We start from the raw sequence: 22,442 nt of genomic DNA, 5'->3' as shown, positions 1-22,442 counted from the left end.
CCCTAGATGTCTGCCGACGATGCAATGTTGACGCACGAGCGCCCCGGCCGGTGCCACCTGTGAGCGATCATCGTTCGCGCTCCTCCAGCCAGGCGAGCACATCGTCGCCGTCCTGGCCGAGTGCGGGCGGCGCGGTGTGCTCGACCTCGGTGAGGCCGTCGAACCGCAGCGGCGGCCCGGGCAGCTCGATCTTCCCGAGCACCGGGTGCTCCACCTCGACGACCAGGCCCTGCGAGCGGGTCTGGTCCCAGGCGTAGACCTCGTCGAGCGATCTGATCGCGCCCGCGGGCACGCCGGCCTCGCCCAGCCGGGCCAGCCAGTGGGCGCGGTCGTGGGCGCCCAGGGCCTTCTCCATGTCGGCGATCAGCTCGTCGCGGTGGGCGAACCTGTCCCGGTTCGTGGCGTAGCGCGGCTGGCCGGGGTCGATGTCGAGGAGCGCGGCGACCTTGCGCCACTGGCCCTCGTTCGCGGCGGCGATCTGCAGCATGCCGTCGGCGCAGTGGAAGGCGCCGTAGGGGGCGATGGAGGCGTGGTGGTTGCCGCCCGCGGCGGGCACCTTGCCACCGACCGTCCAGGCGGTGCCGTGGTAGGAGTGCACGCCGGTGATCGCGGCCAGCAGCGAGGTGCGCACGACCCGGCCGCGGCCCGTGCGCTCGCGCTCGTAGAGGGCGCCGGCCACGCCGTAGGCGCCGTGGATGCCGGCCAGCAGGTCGGCGATGGAGGCGCCGACGCGGTAGGGCTCGTCGGGCGACGGGCCGGTCAGCGACATCAGGCCGCCCTCGCCCTGGGCGATCTGGTCGTAGCCCGGGCGGCCGCCTTCGGGCCCGTCGTGGCCGAAGCCGGTGATCGACAGGATGACCAGGCGGGGGTTGAGCTCGTGCAGGCGCTCGACGGAGAAGCCCAGGCGGTCGAGCACGCCGGTGCGGAAGTTCTCGATGAGGACGTCGCTCTGGCGTACGAGACGCTCGATGAGCTGCTTGCCCTCGCCGGACTTCAGGTCGACGGCGATGGACTGCTTGTTGCGGTTGGCCGCCAGGAAGTAAGTCGAAATATCGTGATCCGGCCCGACGAACGGCGGTCCCCAGCCGCGCGACTCGTCACCCCCGTCCGGATGCTCGACCTTGATCACCCGAGCACCCAGGTCACCGAGCATCTGAGCGGCGTGCGGCCCCGCCAGGGCCCTGGACAGATCGAGCACGACGATGTCACCGAGGGGTCCGAGCAAGATCCAACCTCCTGCTTGCGTTCGGGGCGAAAGGACATTCTCTCAGGCGTCCACCCTCCGTCATCTACCCTGGGTCCGGTGAATGACCTGCCCGTCCGCATCCGGGATCTGCCGCCGTCGTGCGGCCCGGTGCGGCTGGTGGCCGTGGACGGGCCCGCCGGGTCGGGCAAGACGACGTTCGCGCGGCGGCTGGCGGCGGAGCTGGGCTGCCAGGTGATCCACAGCGACGACTTCCCCGTGCCGTGGGAGGAGGGCCCGGGTGGCTGGTTCCACGCGCTGGAGTCGCAGGTGCTGCGGCCTCTCCAGGCGGGGCGGCCCGGAGGTTTCCGCAGGTACGACTGGGTGCGCGGGACGTACGCCGAGCAGGTGGCCGTGCCGCCGGCGCCGGTCCTGGTCATCGAGGGCGTCGGCACGGCGCGGGCCTCGGCGGCGGGGCTGCTGGCGTACACCGTGTGGGTGGAGGCCGCCGAGCCGGTGCGCCTGCGGCGCGTGCTGGAGCGCGACGGGCCCGAGCTGGCGCCCCGGTGGCGGGAGTGGTTCGCGGCGGAGCGGGCGTGGTTCGCGGCGGACCGCACGCGCGACCGGGCCGACCTGGTCATCACGACGTGAGGTGCGCGACGTCGTTGAACCGTACGAGCTCGAACCCCGCGCCGCCGGTGCGCCAGACGGAGACCGAGGCGTTGAGCACGGGCGCGAAGTCCAGCACGGCGGCCAGCTCCGCGTCCGGGCCGCCGGCGATGACGTGGCGCAGCCCGAGCACCACCGAGTCGTGGGCGACGATCAGCACCCGCCGCCCGTCCGCCCGCCCGTCCAGGTCGCGCAGGAAGTCGCGCAGGCGGGCCACGACGTCCGCGAGCGACTCGCCGCGCGGCGGCCGGTAGGCGTAGGCGCCCTCGGCCTCCCGGCGGGCCAGCTCCTCGGGGAAGCGCTCCGCGATCGCCGCCAGGTTGTGGCGGGCGAACTCGCCCGCCTCCTGGTCCCGCAGGCGCTCGTCCACGGTGACGTGACGGGCAGCGGGTCCACGCCCCACGTCTCGTGGGCGAGCTTCCACGTGTCGAGCGCGCGCAGGTAGGGCGAGCACCACACCAGCTCCGGCGCCTCGTCCCGGGGCAGGGCGGCCAGCAGCCGGCCGAGCGCCGCCGCCTGTGTCCTGCCCAGCTCCGTCAGCGTCACCTCGTCGTCGCCGCGCTCGTAGACGAGCGGGGTCGCGCCGGCCTCCCGGTAGGCGAGGTTGGACTCGCTCTCCCCGTGCCGTACCGCCATGATCCACGCAGGTCCCATGCGCCCATCCTCACACGCGCCCGGCCGCGTGCCCCCTGACGAGATCCTCGACGCGGGCGCGCAGGGCGAGGAACTCCGGGGTCCGCTTGAGCGCGAGCTCCCGGCGGCCGGGCAGCGGCACCGGCAGCTCGGCCGCCACCCGGCCCGGGTGCGAGGCCAGCACGATCACGCGGCGGCCGAGCAGGACCGCCTCCTCCACGTCGTGGGTGACCATGAGCACGGTGGCTCCGGTGTCCTGCCAGACCTGGTGCAGGAACACCTGCATGTCCTCCTTGGTCTGCACGTCGAGGGCGCCGAACGGCTCGTCGAGCAGCAGTACGGACGGCTCGCAGGCCAGGGCGCGGGCGATCGCCACCCGCTGCCGCTGCCCGCCCGACAGCTCCTTGGGCAGGGCGTTCGCGAGCGGCAGCAGGCCCACCTCCGACAGGTACCACTCGACGCGGCGGCGCCGCTCGGCGGCGGGCAGGGGCAGCAGGCGCAGCCCGAACCCGACGTTCTCGGCGACGGAGAGGAACGGGAACAGCGCCCCCGACTGGAACACCAGCCCCCGCTCCGGGCCGGGCCCGGTCACCGGGTCGCCGTCGAGCTCGATCGCTCCGCCGGTGCCCGGCTCCAGGCCGGCGATCAGGTTGAGCAGCGTCGACTTGCCCGAGCCGCTGGCCCCGACGATGCACAGGAAGTCGCCGCGGCCGACCTCCAGGCCGATGCCGTCGAGGACCCGGCGGCCCGCGTACTCCTTGACCACGTCACGCAGCACGAGCGTCACGCCGCCCACCTCCCGACCTTGGCCCTGGCCAGGCGCAGCCCGACGTCGATGGCCAGGCCGATGAGGCCGATCAGGACGAGCACGGCGAAGATGCGGTCGGTCTGGAGGAAGCGCTGGGCGCGGACGATCCGGTAGCCGAGCCCGGACTCGGCGGCGATGAGCTCGGCGACGACCACGAAGTTCCACGCGGCGGCGGCGTTGACGCGCATCGCGTCCAGCATGCCGGGCAGCGCGTACGGCCACACGACCTTCCGCAGCACCTCCCCGCCCGTCGCCCCGAGCGTGGCGGCGGCCTTGCGCAGCTCGCCCGGCACCGCGCGGACGGCGTCGGCGGTCATGAGCGTGTTGAAGAACACGACCCCGATGACCAGAATCGCGATCTTGGACGGCTCGCCGAGGCCCAGCCAGATGATGAGCAACGGGATGAACGCGGACGCCGGAAGGTATCTCAGCATCCCGATCACGGGTTCGAGCAGCGCCAGGGCGACCTGGGACGTGCCCATGGCCATCCCCAGCGGCACCGAGATCGCCACCGCCAGGCCGAACCCGGCAGCCACCCGGCCCAGGCTGGCGGCGGCGTCGGACAGGAGCTGCCCGCTCGCGGCCATCTCGGCGAACGCCCCGGCGACGGCCGCCGGGGACGGCAGGAACGTCGGATCGACGACGCCCAGGGAGCTGACCACCGCCCAGACGGCCAGGGGCACGACGACCGCCACCGCCCGCAACGCCCACCGAGCCCTCCCCGGCAAGTCCTTCCCCCGCCACCGCCCCGGCGCGGCGCCCGCCGAGCGGCGGCGCAGCAGGCGGGCCACCTGGACGGCCGCCTCCAGACGTCCCGGCAGCAGCCCGCCGCCGGAGCCGCCCCTGGAGCCGCCCCCGGAGCCGCCCCTGGAGCCGCCCCCGGAGCCGCCCCCGGAGCCGCCGCCGGCGCTTCCGCCGCGAGGAGCGCGCTTGGGCAGCGGCGGCCACGCCGCGCGCTCCCCGGACGCACCGCCGGGAACCCCGGCCGCAGCCGCGGGCCAGGGCGTGCCCTCCGGCAGGCCGGTCGCCGGTGCCGGGGTGGTGCGCGGGGGTGGGCCCGTCACGAGGACACTCCCTGGACGAAGCGCGGGTCGAGGAGCCCGTCCAGGGACGGCGCCGTGTCCGCCAGGCCCGACTCCGTGAGGAAGGCGGCGATCTCCTTGGCCTGCCGTTCCAGGCTGCCCGAGCCGAACGCCTCCCGGTTGTCCGCCAGCGAGAAGATCGTGGTCCCGGCGTCGTACTCGGCGTAGTCCTGCTCGCTCACCCCCGCCCGCCTGGCCATGATCGTACGAGCCTCGGCCTTGTTCGCGCCGATCCAGGCCACCGTGTCGAACCAGGTCTTCACCAGCCCCTGCACCACCTCGGGCCGCGAGGAGGCGAGCGCGCGCGACACCACGAGGTGGTCGGGGATGGCCCCGGGGAACTCCTTGGAGGTGGCGATCGCCGCGGACCCCGGCAGCTCCAGCGCGGTGGTCGTGAACGGCGCGAACACCCCGACCGCGTCCACCTGCCCCGCCTTGAAGGCGGCCGCCGCCGCGTCCGTGGGCAGCGGCTTGAACGTGACGTCGGCCGGCGTGAGCCCCGCCTCGCGCAGGGCGAGCAGCAGCAGGTAGTGGTCCACGGTGCCCTGCTCGGCCGCGACCGTCCGGCCCTTCAGCTGGGCCACCGACGTGATGCCGGGCCGGGCGATGATCTGGTCGTTTCCGGTGGAGTTGTCGTTCACCAGCACCACGGTCTGCCGCGCGCCACCGGAGACGGAGGCCAGCGTGTCGTTCAGGGTCTGGCTGTTGGCGTCGATGTTGCCGGTGGCCAGGGCGGTGAGGCTGTCGGTGTAGCTGTCGAAGTATTTCAGCTCGACCTGCACCCCGTTCCGGGCGAACAGCCCCTTCTCCTGGGCCACCTGCCACGGGAACCAGCCGGGCCAGGCGGAGAAGCCCAGGGTGACGGCCTTGTCCGAGGGGGCGGCGGAAGGCGTGGACGGCGCTCCGCCGCACGCTGCCGAACAGGTCAGCAGCAGGGCGGCGAGCACGGCGGCGAGCAGGGGCCGGCGGGTCATGAGGTGGCCTCCTTTCCCTTCTTCGGCAGGTGCCCGGAGCGGACCAGGCAGCCGAGCGTGTCGCAGATGACGCGGGTGGCGATGAGCGAGGTGATCTCGGCGTTGTCGTACGGCGGGCTGCACTCGACCACCTCGATCCCGGCCAGCGGCGCGGCGTCGGCGATGAGCTGGATGAACTTGAGCACCTCCCGCGGCAGGAACCCGCCCGGCTCCGGCCACCCCGTGCCCGGCACGAACGCGGCGTCCAGGCAGTCCACGTCGAACGACAGCCACACCGCCTCCGCACCGCGCCAGGCCACCTCCAGGGCCCGCTCGGCGGCGGCCTCGATGCCCATCTCGACGCAGTCGGTGACGGTCATGATCGTGGTGCCGCGCTCGCGCCCTACCCTCACGCCCGGCCTGGGGGCCTGCCAGCCGCCGATGCCGATCTGCACGAGGTTGGCCGGCGGCACGTTCGGCAGGTCGGTGGCGTGGAACCAGGGCGTGGTGTGCATGCGCTCGTCCAGGTCGGTCTCCTGGGTGTCCACGTGCCGGTCGAAGTGGATGATCCCCAGGTTGCCCGACAGGTGCTCGGCGACCCCGCGTACGGTCGGGTAGCCGATCGAGTGGTCGCCGCCGAGCACGACGGGGAAGGCGCCGCTGGCGTACACGTGGGAGACGGCCTTGGAGATCTGGTCGAAGGTCTTCTCGATGTTGGCCGGGATGGTGAAGACGTCGCCGAGGTCGGCGATGGTGATCGACTCGCGCAGATCCACGCCGAGCTCGAAGCTGTAGGGGCCGTACAGGGCGGAGATGCGGCGGATGCCCTGCGGCCCGAACCGGGTGCCCGGGCGGTAGGTGGTGCCGCCGTCGAACGGCGCCCCCAGCACGGCCACGTCGTAGTCGCCGCACGTGCGGACGTCCTCGACGTACGGGGCCTTGAGGAAGGTGTTGATCCCGGCGAAGTGCGGCAGCTCCCCGCGCGAGAAGGTGGGGATGCGCCGGTCCACGATGGAGTCGGCGCCGGGCAGGCCCAGCTCCAGACCCCGGGCCACTTCCCGGTCCCAGCCGGCGGTGGGCAGCTCGGCCTCGCGTTCGACGGCGAAGCGGGCCTCGGGTCCGTAGTCGTCGTGCGGCTTGCGGGGGTGCCAGTGCATTCGAGCTCCGAATGATCCAGGCCCGGCCGGAAGGCAGCCAGGCTGTGGCTGACCTCCCGGGCTTTTGTCCCGCCGTGGAGCGGCCCCGGGGTGGGTGCGGTGGGGCCGCCTGCACCTCTCGGACCAGACCCGTGACCGGCGGAACCCTAGGTGCGCCTCACGCTCTCGGTGAGTCCCCCTCAGTGGACTCCCGCGGTGTTTCCCCGGGGTTAACAGCCTGTTCCAGTCCGCTTACCCCGGCCGCCGCGCCCCGGTCCGGCGCACGTAGGGTCGTCTCATGAGTGCTGTCGCAGTTCTCGGAACCGGGCTCATGGGCGCGCCGATGGCGCGCAACCTCGTCAGGTCCGGCATGCAGGTCAAGGTGTGGAACCGCAGCAGGGACAAGGCCCAGCCCCTGGAGGCGGACGGCGCGGTGGTCGCGGGCTCCCCGGCCGAGGCGGTCGAGGGCGCGGACGTGATCGTCACGATGCTCAGCGACGGCGACGCCGTGCACGACGCGGTCTCCGGCGCCGCCGCCGGGCTACGGCCCGGCCAGGTGTGGGCGCAGATGAGCACGGTCGGCATCGAGGCGGTCGGGCGGCTGGCCGCGCTGGCGGACGATCACGGGCTGACGTTCGTGGACGCCCCGGTGCAGGGCACCCGCCAGCCCGCCGAGCAGGGCAAGCTGGTCATCCTCGCGGCCGGCCCGCAGGCGGCCAGGCAGGCGCTGGAGCCGGTCTTCGGCGCGCTCGGCCAGCGTACGCTCTGGCTCGGCGAGGACGGCGCGGACGGCGCCGGCACCAAGCTCAAGATGGCCACGGTGAGCCTCGGCATCTCGCTGACCGCCGTCGTGGCCGAGGCGCTCTCCCTGGCCCGGGGCCTCGGGCTGGACCCCGACCTGGTGCGGCAGGTGGTCACCGGCGGGCCGATGGACAACGCCTACTTCCAGGCCAAGTCGAAGGCCATCCTGGAGGGCGACTTCACGCCCAGCTTCACCGTGCGCAACGCCGAGAAGGACACCCGGCTGATCACGGCGGCGGCCGAGTCGGCCGGGGTCAGCCTGGACCTGGTGGCCGCCGCAGGTGAGCGCTTCCGCCGCGCCGAGGCCAAGGGCCACGGCGACGAGGACATGGCGGCCACCTATTTCGCGAGCTTCTAGAGCTGGTCGACCTCCGCGAAGGAGCGCCCGCCCGACAGCTTGGCGTAGCCGGGCCCCCGGTCGAAGAAGCGGTCGGCCGGGGGCCGCAGGCGGGCGCGCAGCTCGGCCGTGCCCTGCTCGTCGATGCGGTCCCCGTCGAGGACCACGCCGTAGTCGCCCAGCGCGCCGGCGATCGACACCTTCCCGTCGCGTACGTCGGCCGCCACCGCCCGGGGGTCGCGGTCGTACGGGGAGCCCCAGCCGCCGCCCCCGGTCGTGCGGATCCTGATCACCTCGCCGGCCTGCACCGGGTGGTCGTCCACCAGCCCTTCCATCTCCTTGCCCGCGATCTCGACGCGGAAGGGCCGCCCGGCCAGGCCGCCGTTGACGCCCCAGCAGGACAGGATCGAGCGGTCGGCGATCGACATGTACGACGCGTCGCGCAACATCCGGATGTGCTTGTCGTAGCCGAGCCCGCCCCGGTACATCCCCGGCCCGCCCGAGTCGCAGGCCAGCGCCAGCCGCTCCACCCGGAACGGCCAGCGCGCCTCGGCGAACTCCACCGGGATGTTGCGCGAGTCGGGCACCACGTGGATGGTGTCCTCGCCGTCGGCGTACCAGCGCCCGCCGGAGCCGCCGCCCAGGACCTCGCGCATCAGGTACGGCATCCCGTCGGCGTCGGTGCCGTGGACCCCGGTGTAGCGGATGGTCTCCTGGTCGGCGGGCATGCGGCCGCCGGTGGCCTTGGCCAGGACGCCCGCCAGGACGCCGAGCAGGCGCAGGATGACGAACGTGCGGGCGTTGGTGGGCGCGGGGAAGACCGGGGTGAGCAGGGTGCCCTTCTCCGGGAAGATCATCTTGATCAGCGGCACGACGCCCTCGTTGACGTCCAGCTCCGCCATGCGCTCCGGCGTGTCGGCCAGGTTGCGCAGCACCGGGGCCAGCCACTTCTTCAGGAACACCCCGTCGGAGTAGTCGCCCGCGTGGTTGATCGGCCCCTTGGCCTGCGGCGACGTGCCGGTGAAGTCGATCGTCAGCGGCATGTCCAGGGCGTGGTCCACGGTGAGCGTGATGCGCTGGGCGTGCAACCGGGGCTCGTCCACGCCGTCGTGCTCGGCGTAGTCCTCCCACACGTACGTCCCCTCGGGGATCTTCGCCAGCAGCTCCCTGCGGAACGTCTCGGTCGTCTTGTCGATGATCGCGTCGAAGCACTCCTCGACGGCCTGCTTGCCGTACCGCTCGAACAGCTCGCCCAGCCGCCGCGCCCCCATCAGGCAGGCCGAGCACTCGGCGTCGAGGTCGCCGGCCAGCGAGTCGGGCATGCGGGAGTTGCGGGTCATGATGCGCAGCGCGGCCTCGTTGGGCACGCCCTCGTCCCACAGCTTGATCGGCGGCACCATCAGGCCCTCCTCGAACACCGAGCGGGCGTGCGAGGGCATGGAGCCGGGAACGGCCCCGCCGATGTCGTCGTGGTGGCCGAACGCCTGGACGAAGGCCACCACGGAGCCCTCGTGGAAGACGGGCACGGTGACGCACAGGTCGGGCAGGTGGCCGATGCCGCCCTCCGACAGGTAGACGTCGTTGTGGAAGTAGACGTCGCCGGGCTTCATCGTCTCGACCGGGAAGTCGCGCACGACCGGCTGGACGAGCGCGCTGTAGGAGCGGCCGGTGAGCTTGCGCAGGCGTACGTCGTGGATGCCCGCGCGGAAGTCGTGCGCGTCGCGGATCATCGGCGAGCGGGCCGTGCGGGCGATGGCTGTCTCGACCTCCTTCTCGACGGAGGCCAGCGTCCCTTCGACGATCTCCACCAGGATGGGATCAGTCACGACTTATCTCCACATTTCCGTATTCGTCGACCTTGGCGGTGAAGCCGGGGTGGATGGGGATCGTCGAGCCGTACTCCTCGATCACCGCCGGGCCCTTCACCGTGGCTCCGGGGCCGAGCGCGGCCCGCTGGTGGACCGGCGTGTCGCGGGTCTCGTCGAAGTGCACGGGACGGACCGAGGTGGCGCCCTCCCCCGCCTTCTCCAGCCGCCGGATGGTGGGGCGCTTGATGGGTCCGATGCCGGAGACGCGCAGGTTCACCCATTCGACGCCGTGGCGGGGGTCGTCGCGGTAGGCGTAGCCGTACAGCTTCTCGTGGGCGTCGTGGAAGCGCGAGACCACCTCCGCCTGCCAGTCCTCGTCGATCTCGCCGGCGGGGGCGGAGACGCGGACCTCGTACGCCTGGCCGTAGTAACGCAGGTCGGCGCTGCGCTGGTAGACCGGGTCGTCGAAGCCCTCCCGGTCGAGGGCCTCGCCCGCCTGATGCTCCAGGTCGTGGAAGATCTCGACGGCCTTGCCCAGCGAGAGGTCGCGGGTGACGTACGTACGCACGTAGTCGTTCTTGACGTCCACCGTGAGCAGCCCGAACGCCGAGACGTTGCCCGGGTCGCGCGGGACGACGACGGCCGGCAGGCCGAGGATGTCGATCAGCCGGCACGCCAGCAGCGGCCCCGACCCGCCGAACGTCACCAGCGGGAAGTCCCGCACGTCGAGCCCTCGCTTGACGGTGAGCTGCCGGATCGCGTTGCTCTGGTTGAACGCGCTGATCTCCAGGATCCCGGTCGCCGTGCGCTCCGGGGTGAGGCCGAGCTTGTCGGCCAGCGCCTGGATGCCGGTGCGGGCCGCGTCGGCATCCAGCGGGATCTCCCCGCCGAGCAGGTGCGGCGGGATCCGGCCGAGGAACACGTGCGCGTCCGTCACCGTCACCTCGGTGCCGCCCTTGCCGTAGCAGAGGGGGCCGGGGTCGGCTCCGGCGGACCTGGGCCCGACCTTGAGCGTGCCCTCCGGCGAGATCCACGCGACGGAGCCGCCGCCCGCGCCGACCGTGATGATGTCGATCATCGGGATCTTGCAGGGGTAGCGGCCGATCTCGCCCTCGGTGGTGATGGAGGGCTCGCCCTCGATCACCACCGCCACGTCGGTCGAGGTGCCGCCGCCGTCCAGGGTGATCACCGACCGGTGGCCGGCCGTCGAGGCGATGAGGGCCGCGCCGAGCGCCCCCGCCGCCGGGCCGGACAGGACGGTGGTGATGGGCTGGTTGACCACCTCGCGGGCCGACAGGACGCCGCCGTTGGACTTCATGACGGAGAACGGCATGCCGAGCCGGTTGGTCAGGTTGGCGATGTAGCTGCGCATGGCGGGCTTGACGGCGGCGTCGACCAGGGTGGTGACCGAGCGCTCGTACTCGCGGTATTCGCGCAGCACGTCGCTCGACAGCGAGATCACCGCCTCCGGGTGCTCGCGCCACAGCACCTCGCGCATGCGGCGCTCGTGCTCCGGGTTGGCGTAGGAGTGCAGGAAGCAGACCCCGATCGCGGTGATCCCCTTGGCCCGGAACCAGCGGGCCACCTCCACCGCCTGCTCCTCCGAGAACGGCCGCACCTCCGCGCCCAGGTGGTCGAGCCGCCCTCCGACGGTCTTCACCTGGTGCACGGGCACGATCCTGGGCGGCTTGACCCAGAAGTAGGAGTTGCCGTAGCCGTCGGGCACGCTCTGCCTGGCGATCTCCAGAATGAACTCGAACCCCTCGGTCGTGATGAACCCGAGGTTCTGGATCCGGTCTTCCAGCAGCTGGTTCGTGGCCACCGTGGTGCCGTGCACGATGGAGCCGACGTCGAGCCGGCCCAGCTTCTCGATGCCCGCGAGGAACCCGTCCGCCGGGTTCGCGGGGGTCGAGGGGGTCTTCGTGGTGAGGATCTCACCGGTCTCCTCGTCCACCGCCACGACGTCGGTGAACGTTCCTCCGGTATCCACTCCGATACGGACGCTACGCATGGCTCCTCAACTTCGGCGACGGCCGAGCACTTCGTCGATGACTCGGGGCGCGTTGGTCGTGCCGACGTAAGCGGCCAGCCGCACCACCATCTCCTGCGATCTGGCCAGCTCGGCCTCGACCCTGGCCTTACCCGACTGCCCCGCCTGCACCCCGAAGTAAGCCCCGATAATGGTACCGATCACCCCCGCCACACCGGCGAACAGTGGGGCGAACTCCCCAGTGGCGAACACGGCGGCCCCGAACGCGACCAGCACCGCGACGATGCCCGCCACCACGACGAGAAAGCCGTAGCGCCACTGGGTGGCATCGGCCTGGGCCGCCGTGAGGTCGTCCTGCTTCATCATCGCGTCCAGCGCCGGCGGCGGGGACGTCGGTTTGTCGGTGACCACAGATTCCTCCTGTAACTCCAGGGGAGAAATGTCCCACGAGGTCATGGAACAAGCCAAGCCACTAAGCTGGCCCCCCGTGACCGAACTGTCTGCCTTGTCTGCCGTGCCGTCTGGTGCCAGGGATGCCGTACTGAAGTTCTATTTCGGCCCCATGGATTGCGGGAAGTCCACGCTGGCGCTCCAGATGAACTACAACCACGGACGGCAGGGCCGGCGGGGCCTGGTGCTCACCAAGCACGACCGCTCCGGCGGGCCGAAGATCACCAGCCGGATCGGGCTCGGGCTGGAGGCGATCGAGGTGGTGGACTCCCTCGACCTCGTCCGGCTGGTCACGGCGCACGACCGCATCGACTACCTGATCTGCGACGAGGCCTGCTTCTACACCGTCGAGCAGATCGAGCAGCTCGCCGACCTGGTGGACGAGCACGGCGTGGACGTCTACGCGTTCGGGCTGGCCTCGGACTTCAGGTCGGTCATGTTCCCGGCGGCGCAGCGGCTGTTCGAGCTGGCCGACGAGGTGTGCCGGCTGCAGGTCGAGGTGCTGTGCTGGTGCGGGCGGCCGGGGCAGCTCAACGCCCGGGTCGTGGGCGGGACGATGGCGCGTACGGGCGAGCAGGTGGTGATCGGCGACACCGACGCCGCGCACGTGCGCTATCAGGTGCTCTGCCGCCGCCACCACCGCTCGGGCAGCCTCGGCGAAGGCACGGCCGTCGCCCTGCGGCCGAACCCGTAGCCGAACCTGCAGCCGAACCTGTGACCAGCCCTGCGACCAGCCCTGTGGCCGGCGGCGGGCGTCCTCCAGCTCTAGCCGGCGGGGGCCCGCACCAGGCGCTCCAGGACGTCCTTGAGCAGCCGCGCGTCCTCGTCCGGCAGCACGGCCAGGAACGCCGCCTCGGCCGCGTCCACGGCGCGCGTGGCCTCCGCCAGCGTCTCGCGGCCGCGCCCGGTCGGCTCCACCATGTTCTTGCGCCGGTCGCCGGGGTGCGGCCGGCGCCCCACGAGCCCCTTCCGCTCCAGCGCGTCCACCAGGGCGACCATCGTCGTCCGGTCGATCCCCAGGCGCTGGGCCGCCTCGAGCTGGGACAGCGGCTCGGGCGTGCCCAGCACCGACAGCACCGCGAACTCGCGCCCGTCGATCCCGTACGGCTCCAGCGCCGGGCCCGTCAGGTCTGCCAGGCGCAGGTTGGCGTGCTTGAGCAGGTATCCAAGGCGGCGTTTCGACACCCTGCGATTCTCCCACCGGACCGGGATCAGACCGCGCAGTATCCGTCGTCGTCACACCCGTCCGCCGGGGCGGCGAGCTGGGTGATCGGCGTCTGCCCGGTCCGCTCGGCCACCTCGTCGATGGCGGCGGCGAAGGCGTCCTCCGGCTGCGCCCCCGACACGGCGTATTTCCCCTCGAACAGGAACAGCGGCACCCCGCTGACCCCGAGCGACCGCGCCCTGGCGAGCTGCTCGCGCACCTCCTCGGCGCCCTCTCCGGAGTCCCGCACGCCCACCTCGGCGGCCAGCTCGGCCAGCACCCCGGCGTCGGCCACGTTGCGCCCCTCGGTGAAGTACGCGCGGAACAGCCGCTCGGCCATCTCCAGCCCGAGCCCCTGCCCCGAGGCCACCTCGATGAGGCGGTGCGCCTCGAACGTGCCCGCGTTCACGGCCTTGTCGTAGTCCAGCTTCAGCCCCTCACCGGCGGCGGCGGAGACGACCCGCTCGACCATCTGCCGCGCGTTGGGCCCGAACTTGCGCTCCAGCTCCGGGATCAGCGACCCGCCGCCCTCGGCGGGCGCGTCGGGGTTGAGCTGGAACGGCCGCATCGTCACCTCGATCGTGCCGCCCTTGGCCCGGAACCGGTCGGCGGCCCTGGCGAACCTGGCATGCCCGATGTAGCACCAGGGGCATACGACGTCGGAGAAAATTTCCACCTTCATGTCCGGGGACAACCCATCCCGGCCGGCGGAGATTCCTAGCCGGCCGCCAGTTCCTCCAGCCGGTACGGCAGGTAGGCCGAGTCGTCCACCAACGCGGACGCTCCCCGCCACCACCCGAACCACTCGCCGCTGCGCCACATCCAGTCCACCCGCTCGATGGCGGCCACCACGTCGCCGACCGTCTCCCACCGCTCGCCGAGCTGCTCGCGGGAGGCGCCGTGGCGCATCGCCCACGCCCGCAGGATGCCGACGGCGGCGGACGGGACCTGGCGCGCGTAGGGGTCGGGGTTCTCCCCCGGCAGGCGGTGGGGGCCGAGCCCGGCCGCCACCCCCCAGCTCCACTGCGCCTCGGCGGGCCGCGAGTAGCGCAGGGACTGGAAGTCCAGGTTGGAGCCGAGATCCTCGTCGGGCCGCCGGGTGACGACCGCGTCGAGCCGCCCTCCGGCGTCGAAGTGCACGACGAGCCGCTGCCCGGGCTTGACGCCCGGCGGCAGCTCGAAGCGGTCCTCGGCCTGCCAGGAGTTGAGGTCGACCTGCGCGACGGCCGCGCCCCACAGCTGGTCGGCGGCGTCGTCGGAGATCCAGGCGGCCAGCATCTCCAGCGCGGTCAGGTCGGTCCACGGCTCGATCGCCACGGCCGTGCGCACCACCTCGTCGGGCGGGGGCAGCTTGCCGCCCCTGGACGTGGTCCACCAGCTCTCGCCCAGCTCGCGGGTGCCGACCAGGAGCGCGGCGATGGCGGCCAGCTCCGCCGACCGCCTGGTGAGCGAGGCCCCCAGGGCCAGCTCGAGCGTGCGGTCGGTGCGGTCGTCCCCGAGCACGGGGCGCACGTCGCCGATCAGCATCTCGGCGGTCGGGCGCTCCTCACCCAGGAGGTTGCGTACGACTCGTCTGGCCTCGGTTCGTGCGTCTTCAGCATGTGCCTGCCGCATACCGCCACGCTACGCCCGGAGATCCTTTTCCGCGAGAGTCCGTGCCGCCATCAACCTCAGGCGCTCCGGCGGCGCGACCCCCGCCCGAGCAGCCAGCCCACCGCCGCCCCGGCCAGCGCGACCCCCGCGCCCATGCCGAACGAGGCCAGCATGACCCACGGGCGCGTCTCCGTGGGCCGCTTGGCGGGCCGCTCGAACACCGCCTGGCCCTGCTCCGGGCGGGCCACCGCCGCGCCGGAGGACACGGGGGTCACCTCGGCGGGCGCCCGGAGGTGCTCGTCGACGGCCGAGAAGAACTCCCCCGCCGTCCGCTTGGCCACCGAGCCCAGCATCCGCTGCCCGACCCCGCCGATCATGCCCCCGATGACCGCCTCGGCGTCGTAGTCCACCCGCGTGCCGCCCTCGACCTCGCTCAGCCGCACGAGCACGGTGGCGTCCACGGTCCCCGGCGCGCCCTGTCCGCGCGCCTTGAGCGTGAAGCTCTCCGGCGCCAGCGGGTCCGTCAGCGCCACCTCCCCCTGGTAGACGCCCTTGACGGAGGCCACCCCCGCATTCACCGTCATGCGGTACGTGTCCGGCCCCGTCTCCTCCAGCCGCTCGCACCCGGGGATGGTGCGCACCAGCACCTCCGGATCCCGGAGCGCCGCCCACACCCGATCCCTGTCCACGCCGATCACCGCACTGCCCGCCACGTTCATGCCGACACTCTAGGCAGACGGGACCGGCCGGATAAGGGCAACACCTGCCAGAGGCGGGCGCGGTTCGCGGATCGGGTCCGCCCAACGGCGTACGGACCCATCAGCCCGGCGGGTGACGCGCCGGGCCGCGTTCCCGGGGCATTCTCGACATCCAGCAACCAGCAGCACGGGGATGTGACCAAGCTCGCACCCCATTGCTCTACAGGCTGTAGTACTACTACAGGTAGATGTACTACAGCGTGTAGAGCTGAGGAGTCGACGGGGAAGATGGACGCACTTGACCTTGCGCGGTGGCAGTTCGGGGTGACCACCGTGTACCACTTTCTGTTCGTGCCCTTGACCATCGGTCTCGGGATCTTCGTGGCCGGCCTGCAGACGGCCTGGCACCGCACGGGCAAGGAGCAGTACCTGAAGCTGACGAAGTTCTTCGGGAAGCTGTTCCTGATCAACTTCGCCATGGGCGTGGTCACCGGCATCGTGCAGGAGTTCCAGTTCGGGATGAACTGGAGCGAGTACTCCGTCTTCGTGGGCGACGTCTTCGGGGCGCCGCTGGCCATGGAGGCGCTGCTGGCCTTCTTCATGGAGTCCACGTTCCTGGGCTTGTGGATCTTCGGCTGGGACCGGTTGCCGAAGAAGGCGCACCTGGCGTGCATCTGGGCGGCGGCCATCGGGTCCAATCTGTCGGCCTATTTCATCCTTGCTGCGAACGCCTGGATGAAGCACCCGGTCGGCTACGAGGTCGTGGACGGCAAGGCCAGGATGACCGACCTGTGGGCGGTGCTGACCAACTCCACGGCGCTGGCGCAGGTCCCGCACGTGATCGGGGCCGCGTTCATCGTTGCGGGCGGGTTCGTGCTCGCGGTGTGCGGCTACTGGCTGCTGCGGACCCGCGTCGAGCGGGACCGGGCGATGTGGCGCGGCGCCGCCCGCGCCGCGCTGGTGATGACGGCGATCGCGGGGGCGGTCGTCGCCGGCACCGGCGACATGTCCGCCAAGCTCATGTACGAGCAGCAGCCCATGAAGCTGGCCTCGGCCGAGGGCCTGGAGCGCGACACGGCGGGCGCCCCGTTCAGCGTCGTCCCCGGCATCGAGATCCCGAACGTCCTGAGCTTCCTGTCCACCAACGACCTCAACGCCACCGTCCAGGGCACCGAGGACCTGCAGCGGCGCTTCGAGGAGCAGTTCGGCCCCGGCGACTACCGCCCCGACCAGACGATCGTCTTCTGGTCGTTCCGGGTGATGATCGTGTTCGGGCTGGCCACGGTGGGCCTGTCGGTGCTCGGCCTGTGGCTGACCCGGCGCAGGCGGCCCTTCCCCGCCTGGCTGTCGCGGGCGCTGCTGCTCGCGCTGCCCCTGCCCCTGATGGCGGTGATCGCCGGGTGGCTGCTGAGCGAGATCGGCCGCCAGCCGTGGACGGTCGCGGGCGAGCTGCTGACGGCCTCCAGCGTGTCGCCGGGCGTGAGCCTGGCCGAGGTGGCCACCTCGCTGACGATCTTCACGCTGCTGTACGGCGTGCTCGCCGTGGCCGAGGTCGTGCTGCTGGCCCGGCACGTCCGCAAGGGCGTCGAGGAGCCGGCGCCGGCCCCCGCGGCCGAGCGGCTCGAGCCGTCGCTGATGTACTGAGGAGCAGACAATGATCGAGTTGTGGTTCGCCATCATCGCCTTCCTCTGGACCGGCTACTTCGTCCTCGAGGGCTTCGACTTCGGCGTCGGCCTGCTGGCGCCGCTGGTGAGCAGGAACGCCGCCGAGCAGCGCGCCGGTCTGGAGACCATCGGCCCGGTGTGGGACGGCAACGAGGTGTGGCTGATCACCGCCGTCGGGGCCATGTTCGCCGCGTTCCCGGCCTGGTACGCGGGCGTGTTCAGCGCCTTCTACCTGCCCGTGACGCTGATCCTGGTGGGCCTGATCGTGCGCGGGGTCGGCCTGGAGTGGCGGGGCAAGGTGACCAACCCCGTCTGGTGCGACCTCGGCATCGTGGTGGGCAGCGCGCTCCCGGCGTTCCTGTGGGGCGCGGTCTTCGCCGACCTGCTCCACGACAGCGTGCCCGCGGCCCTGCTCGGCGGCGGGTTCACGCTGGCGGTGTGCATCCTGCACGGCGCGGTCTTCCTGTCGCTGAAGACCACCGGCCCGGTCCGCCGCCGCGCCAGGACCGTGGCCGTGGCGGCCGGCGCCGTGACCATCCCGGTGGCCGTGTTCGCCCTGTCGAGCCTCGGCACGGCCCCCGCGCTGGCCTCCATGGCGGCGCTGGCCGCGGCCACGGCGCTGATCTGGCGGCGCAGGGAGGGCTGGGCGTTCGCGGCCACGGCGGGCGCCATCGTGCTGGCCACGCTGGCGCTCTTCATGGAGCTGCGGGTGCGGCCGCTGTCCGGGCTCACCCTGGCGGAGGCGGCCTCCGGCCCGTACACGCTGACCGTGCTGAGCTGGATCGGGCTCATCGCGCTGCCGTTCGTCCTGGTCTACCAGGGGTGGACGTACTGGGTGTTCAGGAAGCGGGTCAGGGTGGGGGCCGTCAGCTAGCGGGCGCCCCGCCCAGGTAGAGGCGGCCCAGGCGGGGGTCCGCGGCCAGGTCGCGGGCGGGTCCGGAGATGTGCACCCGGCCGAGGTCGAGCACGCAGCCGATGTCGGCCATCTCCAGGGCCCGGCGCGCGTTCTGCTCCACCAGCAGCACCGCGACCCCCGTCCTGCGCATGAGGTCGATCCGGTCGAACACGACCTGCGTGTTGCGCGGGTCGAGCCCCATCGAGGGCTCGTCGAGCAGCACCACGGACGGCTCCAGCATGAGCGCGCGGGCGAACTCGACCTGCTTCTGCTGCCCGCCCGACAGCAGCCCGGCCATGCTCCCCCACCGCTCGGCCACGACCGGGAACAGCTCCTTGACCGCCTCGATCCGGGCGTTCAGCGTGGCCTGGTCGCGGACGGTGTAGCCGCCGAGCCGCACGTTCTCCGCCACCGTCATCTCGCGGAACACGCTGTGCCCCTGCAGCACGTGGGCCAGGCCCAGGCCGAGCAGCCGCTGCGGCGACAGGCCCGCCACGTCCCGCCCGGCCAGCACCACCCGGCCCGACCTGGGCGCGAGCAGGCCGCTGGCGACCTTGAGCGCGGTGGACTTGCCGGCCCCGTTCGGGCCGACGAGGCAGACGACCTCGCCGGCGCGGACGGTGACGCTCAGCCCGCGCAGCACCGGCGCGGCCCTGCCGTACCCGGCGACGACGTCCTCCAGAGACAGTACGACCTCAGACACCGAGATACGCCTCCAGCACCCGCGGATCCTCCCGCACCAGCGACGGCGGACCTTCGGCGATGGGCGCGCCGCGGTCGAAGACGATCACGTGGTCGCACATGCCCATCACCATGTCCATGTTGTGCTCGACGACGAGGAACGTGCGGCCCTCGGCGTTGAGATCGCGGACGAGGCCCACGATCCGGTCGATCAGCGCCGGGTTGACCCCGCCGGCCGGCTCGTCGAGCAGCACCAGGTCCGGCTCGGCCATCAGGACCGCGGCCAGTTCGAGCAGCTTCTGCTGGCCGTAGGACAGGTCGCGGGCCTCGGCCTCCTCCAGGTGCTCGATGCCCATGCGGCGCAGCCAGTGGCGGGCCCGCTCGACCTCGCCCGCGTCGCGCAGCCCGGCCAGCAGCTCGCGCAGCCGGGTACGGCGCACCGCGACCAGCATGTTCTCCAGCACGGTCAGCCGGGGGAAGATCCGGCAGAGCTGGAAGGTGCGGCCGATGCCCGCGTGCGCGATCCGGTGCGGCGAGTGCCGGGTGATCTCGCGGTCGCGGTAGAGCACCCGCCCCGAGTCGGGCCTGATCATGCCGGTGACGATGTTGAAGAACGTGGTCTTGCCCGAGCCGTTCGGCCCGATCAGCCCGTTGATCTTCCCGTCGCGCAGCTCGACGGTGGCGCCGCTCACGGCCAGCACGCCGCCGAACGACTTCGTCAGCCCCTCGGTCCGCAGCGAGCTCCCTGTGACCGTCACCGGGCCACCCCCTGCAGTCGCTGGTCGGCGCTCTCGTCCGGGATGGAGGGGCCCGTCCGTTTCCTGACGAGACGAGCGAGGATGCCGTCCGGCATGAACAGCACGACCAGCACGAGCACCAGGCCGGTCGCGGTCAGGTGGATCTGCGTCTCGCCCAGCGCGATCAGGAAGTACTCCCCCGCCGGCGCCACGATGAGCGCCCCCAGCAGCGGCCCGAACAGGTGCCTGACGCCACCGAGCAGGCTCATGAGCACCATGTACGAGCCGATCAGGATCGAGAAGACGAAGATCGGGTCCAGGCTGCCGAACCAGACCGCGTAGAGCCCGCCGGCCAGCGCCACGAACAGCGCGGACAGGGCGAACGCCGCCACCTTGTACGCCCCCGTGGGCACGCCCAGCGACTCGGCCTTGTCCTCGTCCTCCCTGATGGCCCGCAGGCCCGCGCCGAAGCGGGAGCGGGAGACGTACCACCAGGACAGCAGCGCGACTCCGAGCAGCGCCAGGAACAGGTAGAAGAACACCACGTGCGTCTGACCCCGGTGCAGGTCGGGGAAGGGCGAGGGCACCTGCAGCCCGGTGGAGCCGCCGGTCAGCGAGCGCCAGCCCTGCACGACGAGGTTCATCATGGACACGAGCGCGATGGAGACGATCACGAACGAGGCGCCGCGCACCCGTACCGCGGCGATGCCGACGCCGACCGCGAACAGCGTGACGAGCAGCGCCGAGACGAGCAGGGCCACCACCCACGGGACGCCCAGGCGCACGACGAGCAGGCCGGTGCCGTACGCGCCCAGGCCGAAGAACGCCGAGTGGCCGAGGGAGACGTAGCCGGTGAAACCGCCCAGGAGGTTCCAGGACGTGGACATGGCGGCGTACATGACGGTCAGCGCGCCCGCGTACACCAGGTAGTAGTTGGGCACCAGCCACGGATAGGCGATCGCCAGCGCGGCGACCAGCAGCGGGAGCCCCCTAGAAACGGTGCGCAAGCCGGCCTCCGAAGAGCCCCTGGGGGCGGACGAGCAGGGCCAGGAAGAGGAAGACGTAGAACATCATCGTGGCCCAGGTGGCGTCCACGGTGACCAGCACGACGCCCTCGACCACGCCGAGCAGGACGGCCGCCAGGGCCGCGCCCACCACGCTGCCGAGGCCGCCGACCACGATGATGGCCATGAGCTTGCCGATCCACACCCAGTGGGAGGCGGGGAAGAACGGCGTGATCAGCGCCAGCACCGTCCCGCCCACGGCGGCCGTGGCCAGACCCACGCCGAATCCGTACCCGGCCACGCGCTCGGTCTGGATGCCGACCAGCCGGGCCGCCTCGCGGTGCTGGATCGTGGCCCGCAGCGCCTGCCCGAACCTGCTCCTGATCAGCACCGCGAACAGCACCGCGAGGGTGAGCGCCGCCACCCCGAAAGCGATGATCTTGTCGTACGGGAGGTGCACGCCGCCGACGGTCAGCGACCTGGTGGCGTACTCCATGCTGACCGACTTGTAGGAGCCCGTGTAGAACGTCCCGAGCAGGCCCTCGATGGTGAGCGCGATCCCGAACGTCAGCAGCACCGACATCATTGCCAGGTTCTCCGGCGCGAGCCGGGCGATGAGCAGCCGCTGCACCGCCACGCCCAGCGCGAAGAACAGCGGCACGATCAGCGGCAGCGCCAGGAACGGGTCCACGCCGAGCGTGGCGTGCACGGTGTAGGTGAGATAGGCGGCCAGGAACAGGAACGCCGGGTGCGCCACCATGACCACCCGCATGACGCCGAAGTACAGCGACAGGCCCGAGGCCAGCAGCGCGTAGAGCCCGCCGGTCAGCACGCCCAGGGCCAGCCCCTGCAGGAGCAGGTTCACCATTCCTGCTTGGGATAGACGATGGAGGCGGTCTTGGCCTGCTCCGGCAGGACGATCTCGATCTTGCCCTTGACGTACTGCTGGATCATGTGCGCCTGCTCGGGGCGCCCCTGGTCGTCGAAGGACAGCGGCCCCACGACGGTGTCGAACGTGCCCTGCCTGATATGCGCGGCCAGCTTGTCCTGGCACTCCTTGGTGGGATCCACGCACTTGACCGCGGTCACGGCGGCCTCGACGATCTGGCCGACGGTGTAGCCGTTGGCCGCGTCCTCGTTGGCCTCGCCGCCGAACATCTCCTTGTAGCGCTTGACCATGTCCTGGTTGCCGGTGAACGAGGCGGTGGCCGACCAGCCCACGGGCGAGACGATGTGCTCGACCGCCCCCTTCACCGCGGTGGGGAACTCCGCCAGCGTCGGCCCCGTCGAGAACGCCGCCAGCTTGGGCTGCACCTTCAGCTCCTGCAGCGCGCGCACCAGGCCGACCGAGTCCTCGAACTGCGTGCCGCCCACGACCAGGTCCGGCTCGGCGGCGGCGATCTTGGCGGCGATGGGGGCGAAGTCGGTCGTCTCGGGCGGGTACACCTCGTCCACGACCGTCTTGATCCCGGCTGCGGCCAGCTTGTCCCGCAGCCCGTACGCGGTGCCCTGGGCGAACGGGTCGTCCAGGCTCGCGTACGCCGCCGTCTTGGGCCGCTGGTCGGCCGGCAGCTTGATGAGGTAGTCGGCCAGGTAGTTGTAGTGGTCGCCGGCGATGGCCGGGGCCGCGTAGAACAGCCGCTTGAAGCCCTGCTCGAAGACCTCGGCGGCGGCCCCCGCGGGCTCCACGAACAACATGCCGTACGACTCGGCGACCTTCGCCGCGGGGATCACCAGGCGCGAGGAGAACGGCCCGAAGACCAGGTTGACCTTGTCCTGGGTGATGAGGGACTCGTAGTCGGAGCTGACCCGGTTGGGGTCGGAGGCGTCGTCACGGAAGATCAGCTCGACCTTCCTGCCGAGCAGGCCGCCCTTGGCGTTCACCCGGTCGGCCCAGACCTGGTATCCCTCCTGGATGCCCTTGCCGGGCTCGGAGAAGTCGCCCGTGAGGGGGAGCGAGATGCCGATCTTCACCGGCCCCTGCTGCTGGCCCGGCGACTGCGCCGCGCCGGGTTCGTCGGTCTTCGCACACGCGGTCAGCCCTAAGGCGCAGACGGAGATGATCGCCAGGCTCTTGCGGACTCTTGCCATCGAGGAGACCCCCGTCAGAAGAGG

23 protein-coding genes, 1 pseudogene and 1 riboswitch are annotated in these 22,442 nt (G+C 71.9%); of the genes and pseudogenes, 5 read left to right on the top strand and 19 right to left on the bottom strand.

Annotation, left to right across the window (positions count from 1 at the left end; all coding sequences use genetic code 11):
• Positions 1-67 precede the first annotated feature (67 nt).
• Positions 68-1,225, bottom strand: a complete 1,158-nt coding sequence (locus ACTWPW_RS08620) for a CaiB/BaiF CoA transferase family protein (protein ID WP_443168373.1) — start codon at positions 1,223-1,225, stop codon at positions 68-70.
• A gap of 78 nt (positions 1,226-1,303) precedes the next feature.
• Between ACTWPW_RS08620 and ACTWPW_RS08615 the strand changes: the two genes are divergently transcribed.
• Entirely contained in the window at positions 1,304-1,834 is a 531-nt protein-coding gene (locus ACTWPW_RS08615) for a uridine kinase family protein (RefSeq protein ID WP_375115475.1), read from the top strand.
• Here ACTWPW_RS08615 and ACTWPW_RS08610 read toward each other — a convergent pair.
• The 6 genes and pseudogenes from ACTWPW_RS08610 to ACTWPW_RS08585 form a co-directional block, all read right to left on the bottom strand.
• Positions 1,824-2,222 carry a histidine phosphatase family protein gene (locus ACTWPW_RS08610; protein WP_443168372.1) on the bottom strand — a complete coding sequence of 133 codons (399 nt, stop codon included), beginning with the start codon at positions 2,220-2,222 and terminating at the stop codon, positions 1,824-1,826. The two genes, ACTWPW_RS08615 and ACTWPW_RS08610, sit on opposite strands and share 11 nt — an antisense overlap.
• Before the next feature lie 38 nt (positions 2,223-2,260).
• Positions 2,261-2,488: pseudogene (locus ACTWPW_RS08605) on the bottom strand (histidine phosphatase family protein); the annotation flags it as partial.
• A gap of 28 nt (positions 2,489-2,516) precedes the next feature.
• Complete coding sequence (locus ACTWPW_RS08600) at positions 2,517-3,272, bottom strand: ABC transporter ATP-binding protein (protein ID WP_375115477.1); 756 nt, start codon at positions 3,270-3,272, stop codon at positions 2,517-2,519.
• Positions 3,269-4,357 (bottom strand): ABC transporter permease, encoded by a 1,089-nt coding sequence (locus tag ACTWPW_RS08595; RefSeq protein ID WP_443168371.1) that lies wholly within the window; start codon positions 4,355-4,357, stop codon positions 3,269-3,271. The genes ACTWPW_RS08600 and ACTWPW_RS08595 overlap by 4 nt, the downstream gene beginning before the upstream one ends.
• Positions 4,354-5,349 (bottom strand): ABC transporter substrate-binding protein, encoded by a 996-nt coding sequence (locus ACTWPW_RS08590; protein ID WP_443168370.1) that lies wholly within the window; start codon positions 5,347-5,349, stop codon positions 4,354-4,356. Before ACTWPW_RS08590 ends, ACTWPW_RS08595 begins: the two co-directional genes overlap by 4 nt.
• Positions 5,346-6,485, bottom strand: a complete 1,140-nt coding sequence (locus ACTWPW_RS08585) for an agmatinase family protein (protein WP_443168369.1) — start codon at positions 6,483-6,485, stop codon at positions 5,346-5,348. Before ACTWPW_RS08585 ends, ACTWPW_RS08590 begins: the two co-directional genes overlap by 4 nt.
• Before the next feature lie 51 nt (positions 6,486-6,536).
• Positions 6,537-6,646, bottom strand: a riboswitch (guanidine-I (ykkC/yxkD leader).
• A gap of 116 nt (positions 6,647-6,762) precedes the next feature.
• Between ACTWPW_RS08585 and ACTWPW_RS08580 the strand changes: the two genes are divergently transcribed.
• The gene (locus tag ACTWPW_RS08580) at positions 6,763-7,623 is read left to right on the top strand and encodes an NAD(P)-dependent oxidoreductase (RefSeq protein WP_443168368.1); all 861 of its coding nucleotides are present in this window, start codon (positions 6,763-6,765) and stop codon (positions 7,621-7,623) included.
• Here ACTWPW_RS08580 and ACTWPW_RS08575 read toward each other — a convergent pair.
• The 3 genes from ACTWPW_RS08575 to ACTWPW_RS08565 are packed head-to-tail and all read right to left on the bottom strand — an operon-like array spanning position 7,620 to position 11,856.
• Complete coding sequence (locus ACTWPW_RS08575) at positions 7,620-9,428, bottom strand: hydantoinase B/oxoprolinase family protein (protein WP_364132481.1); 1,809 nt, start codon at positions 9,426-9,428, stop codon at positions 7,620-7,622. The genes ACTWPW_RS08580 and ACTWPW_RS08575 overlap by 4 nt on opposite strands.
• Positions 9,421-11,421, bottom strand: a complete 2,001-nt coding sequence (locus tag ACTWPW_RS08570; RefSeq protein WP_443168367.1) for a hydantoinase/oxoprolinase family protein — start codon at positions 11,419-11,421, stop codon at positions 9,421-9,423. Before ACTWPW_RS08570 ends, ACTWPW_RS08575 begins: the two co-directional genes overlap by 8 nt.
• A gap of 6 nt (positions 11,422-11,427) precedes the next feature.
• Positions 11,428-11,856 (bottom strand): hypothetical protein, encoded by a 429-nt coding sequence (locus ACTWPW_RS08565; RefSeq protein WP_364132484.1) that lies wholly within the window; start codon positions 11,854-11,856, stop codon positions 11,428-11,430.
• A 31-nt stretch (positions 11,857-11,887) separates the two neighbouring features.
• Here ACTWPW_RS08565 and ACTWPW_RS08560 point away from each other — a divergent pair, with 31 nt between their 5' ends.
• On the top strand, positions 11,888-12,544 hold the full coding sequence (locus ACTWPW_RS08560; protein ID WP_375115484.1) for a thymidine kinase: 657 nt from the start codon (positions 11,888-11,890) through the stop codon (positions 12,542-12,544).
• Between the two features lie 71 nt (positions 12,545-12,615).
• Here ACTWPW_RS08560 and ACTWPW_RS08555 read toward each other — a convergent pair whose 3' ends face one another.
• Genes ACTWPW_RS08555 through ACTWPW_RS08540 form a run of 4 tightly spaced genes read right to left on the bottom strand, consistent with a single transcriptional unit; the run spans position 12,616 to position 15,366 of the window.
• Positions 12,616-13,035 carry a MarR family winged helix-turn-helix transcriptional regulator gene (locus tag ACTWPW_RS08555; protein ID WP_443168366.1) on the bottom strand — a complete coding sequence of 140 codons (420 nt, stop codon included), beginning with the start codon at positions 13,033-13,035 and terminating at the stop codon, positions 12,616-12,618.
• 26 nt (positions 13,036-13,061) lie between these two features.
• The gene (locus ACTWPW_RS08550; RefSeq protein ID WP_375115486.1) at positions 13,062-13,736 is read right to left on the bottom strand and encodes a DsbA family oxidoreductase; all 675 of its coding nucleotides are present in this window, start codon (positions 13,734-13,736) and stop codon (positions 13,062-13,064) included.
• A 35-nt stretch (positions 13,737-13,771) separates the two neighbouring features.
• Complete coding sequence (locus ACTWPW_RS08545; RefSeq protein WP_443168365.1) at positions 13,772-14,668, bottom strand: hypothetical protein; 897 nt, start codon at positions 14,666-14,668, stop codon at positions 13,772-13,774.
• 56 nt (positions 14,669-14,724) lie between these two features.
• Entirely contained in the window at positions 14,725-15,366 is a 642-nt protein-coding gene (locus ACTWPW_RS08540; RefSeq protein ID WP_375115488.1) for an SRPBCC family protein, read from the bottom strand.
• A gap of 267 nt (positions 15,367-15,633) precedes the next feature.
• On the opposite strand from ACTWPW_RS08540, the gene ACTWPW_RS08535 reads away from it, so the two are divergent.
• Complete coding sequence (locus ACTWPW_RS08535) at positions 15,634-16,989, top strand: cytochrome ubiquinol oxidase subunit I (protein ID WP_375115489.1); 1,356 nt, start codon at positions 15,634-15,636, stop codon at positions 16,987-16,989.
• Between the two features lie 10 nt (positions 16,990-16,999).
• Positions 17,000-17,884, top strand: coding sequence for a cytochrome d ubiquinol oxidase subunit II (gene cydB, locus ACTWPW_RS08530; protein WP_443168364.1), 885 nt, complete (start codon positions 17,000-17,002; stop codon positions 17,882-17,884).
• On the opposite strand, the gene ACTWPW_RS08525 is transcribed toward cydB, so the two are convergent.
• From ACTWPW_RS08525 to ACTWPW_RS08505, 5 genes are read right to left on the bottom strand one after another with little or no spacing between them, the layout of a single operon-like run.
• Positions 17,877-18,608, bottom strand: a complete 732-nt coding sequence (locus ACTWPW_RS08525; protein WP_375115491.1) for an ABC transporter ATP-binding protein — start codon at positions 18,606-18,608, stop codon at positions 17,877-17,879. The two genes, cydB and ACTWPW_RS08525, sit on opposite strands and share 8 nt — an antisense overlap.
• Entirely contained in the window at positions 18,601-19,344 is a 744-nt protein-coding gene (locus ACTWPW_RS08520; protein WP_375115492.1) for an ABC transporter ATP-binding protein, read from the bottom strand. Before ACTWPW_RS08520 ends, ACTWPW_RS08525 begins: the two co-directional genes overlap by 8 nt.
• Entirely contained in the window at positions 19,341-20,330 is a 990-nt protein-coding gene (locus ACTWPW_RS08515) for a branched-chain amino acid ABC transporter permease (RefSeq protein ID WP_375115493.1), read from the bottom strand. The genes ACTWPW_RS08520 and ACTWPW_RS08515 overlap by 4 nt, the downstream gene beginning before the upstream one ends.
• Positions 20,314-21,195 carry a branched-chain amino acid ABC transporter permease gene (locus tag ACTWPW_RS08510; protein ID WP_443168363.1) on the bottom strand — a complete coding sequence of 294 codons (882 nt, stop codon included), beginning with the start codon at positions 21,193-21,195 and terminating at the stop codon, positions 20,314-20,316. The genes ACTWPW_RS08515 and ACTWPW_RS08510 overlap by 17 nt, the downstream gene beginning before the upstream one ends.
• The gene (locus ACTWPW_RS08505) at positions 21,189-22,418 is read right to left on the bottom strand and encodes an amino acid ABC transporter substrate-binding protein (RefSeq protein WP_443168362.1); all 1,230 of its coding nucleotides are present in this window, start codon (positions 22,416-22,418) and stop codon (positions 21,189-21,191) included. Before ACTWPW_RS08505 ends, ACTWPW_RS08510 begins: the two co-directional genes overlap by 7 nt.
• Positions 22,419-22,442 lie beyond the last annotated feature (24 nt).

Source organism: Nonomuraea sp. KM90 (assembly GCF_052246675.1).
GTDB lineage: Bacteria > Actinomycetota > Actinomycetes > Streptosporangiales > Streptosporangiaceae > Nonomuraea.
This window is presented reverse-complemented; position numbering and strand designations above follow the sequence as displayed.

Bases quoted from the DNA above. Each gene is read 5' to 3' on its own strand.
- ACTWPW_RS08590 (WP_443168370.1), bottom strand. From the start codon at position 5,349: ATGACCCGCCGGCCCCTGCTCGCCGCCGTGCTCGCCGCCCTGCTGCTG.
- ACTWPW_RS08585 (WP_443168369.1), bottom strand. From the start codon at position 6,485: ATGCACTGGCACCCCCGCAAGCCGCACGACGACTACGGACCCGAGGCC.
- ACTWPW_RS08580 (WP_443168368.1), top strand. From the start codon at position 6,763: ATGAGTGCTGTCGCAGTTCTCGGAACCGGGCTCATGGGCGCGCCGATG.
- ACTWPW_RS08570 (WP_443168367.1), bottom strand. From the start codon at position 11,421: ATGCGTAGCGTCCGTATCGGAGTGGATACCGGAGGAACGTTCACCGAC.
- ACTWPW_RS08565 (WP_364132484.1), bottom strand. From the start codon at position 11,856: ATGACCTCGTGGGACATTTCTCCCCTGGAGTTACAGGAGGAATCTGTG.
- ACTWPW_RS08550 (WP_375115486.1), bottom strand. From the start codon at position 13,736: ATGAAGGTGGAAATTTTCTCCGACGTCGTATGCCCCTGGTGCTACATC.
- ACTWPW_RS08545 (WP_443168365.1), bottom strand. From the start codon at position 14,668: ATGCGGCAGGCACATGCTGAAGACGCACGAACCGAGGCCAGACGAGTC.
- ACTWPW_RS08540 (WP_375115488.1), bottom strand. From the start codon at position 15,366: ATGAACGTGGCGGGCAGTGCGGTGATCGGCGTGGACAGGGATCGGGTG.
- ACTWPW_RS08535 (WP_375115489.1), top strand. From the start codon at position 15,634: ATGGACGCACTTGACCTTGCGCGGTGGCAGTTCGGGGTGACCACCGTG.
- cydB (WP_443168364.1), top strand. From the start codon at position 17,000: ATGATCGAGTTGTGGTTCGCCATCATCGCCTTCCTCTGGACCGGCTAC.
- ACTWPW_RS08510 (WP_443168363.1), bottom strand. From the start codon at position 21,195: ATGGTGAACCTGCTCCTGCAGGGGCTGGCCCTGGGCGTGCTGACCGGC.
- ACTWPW_RS08505 (WP_443168362.1), bottom strand. From the start codon at position 22,418: ATGGCAAGAGTCCGCAAGAGCCTGGCGATCATCTCCGTCTGCGCCTTA.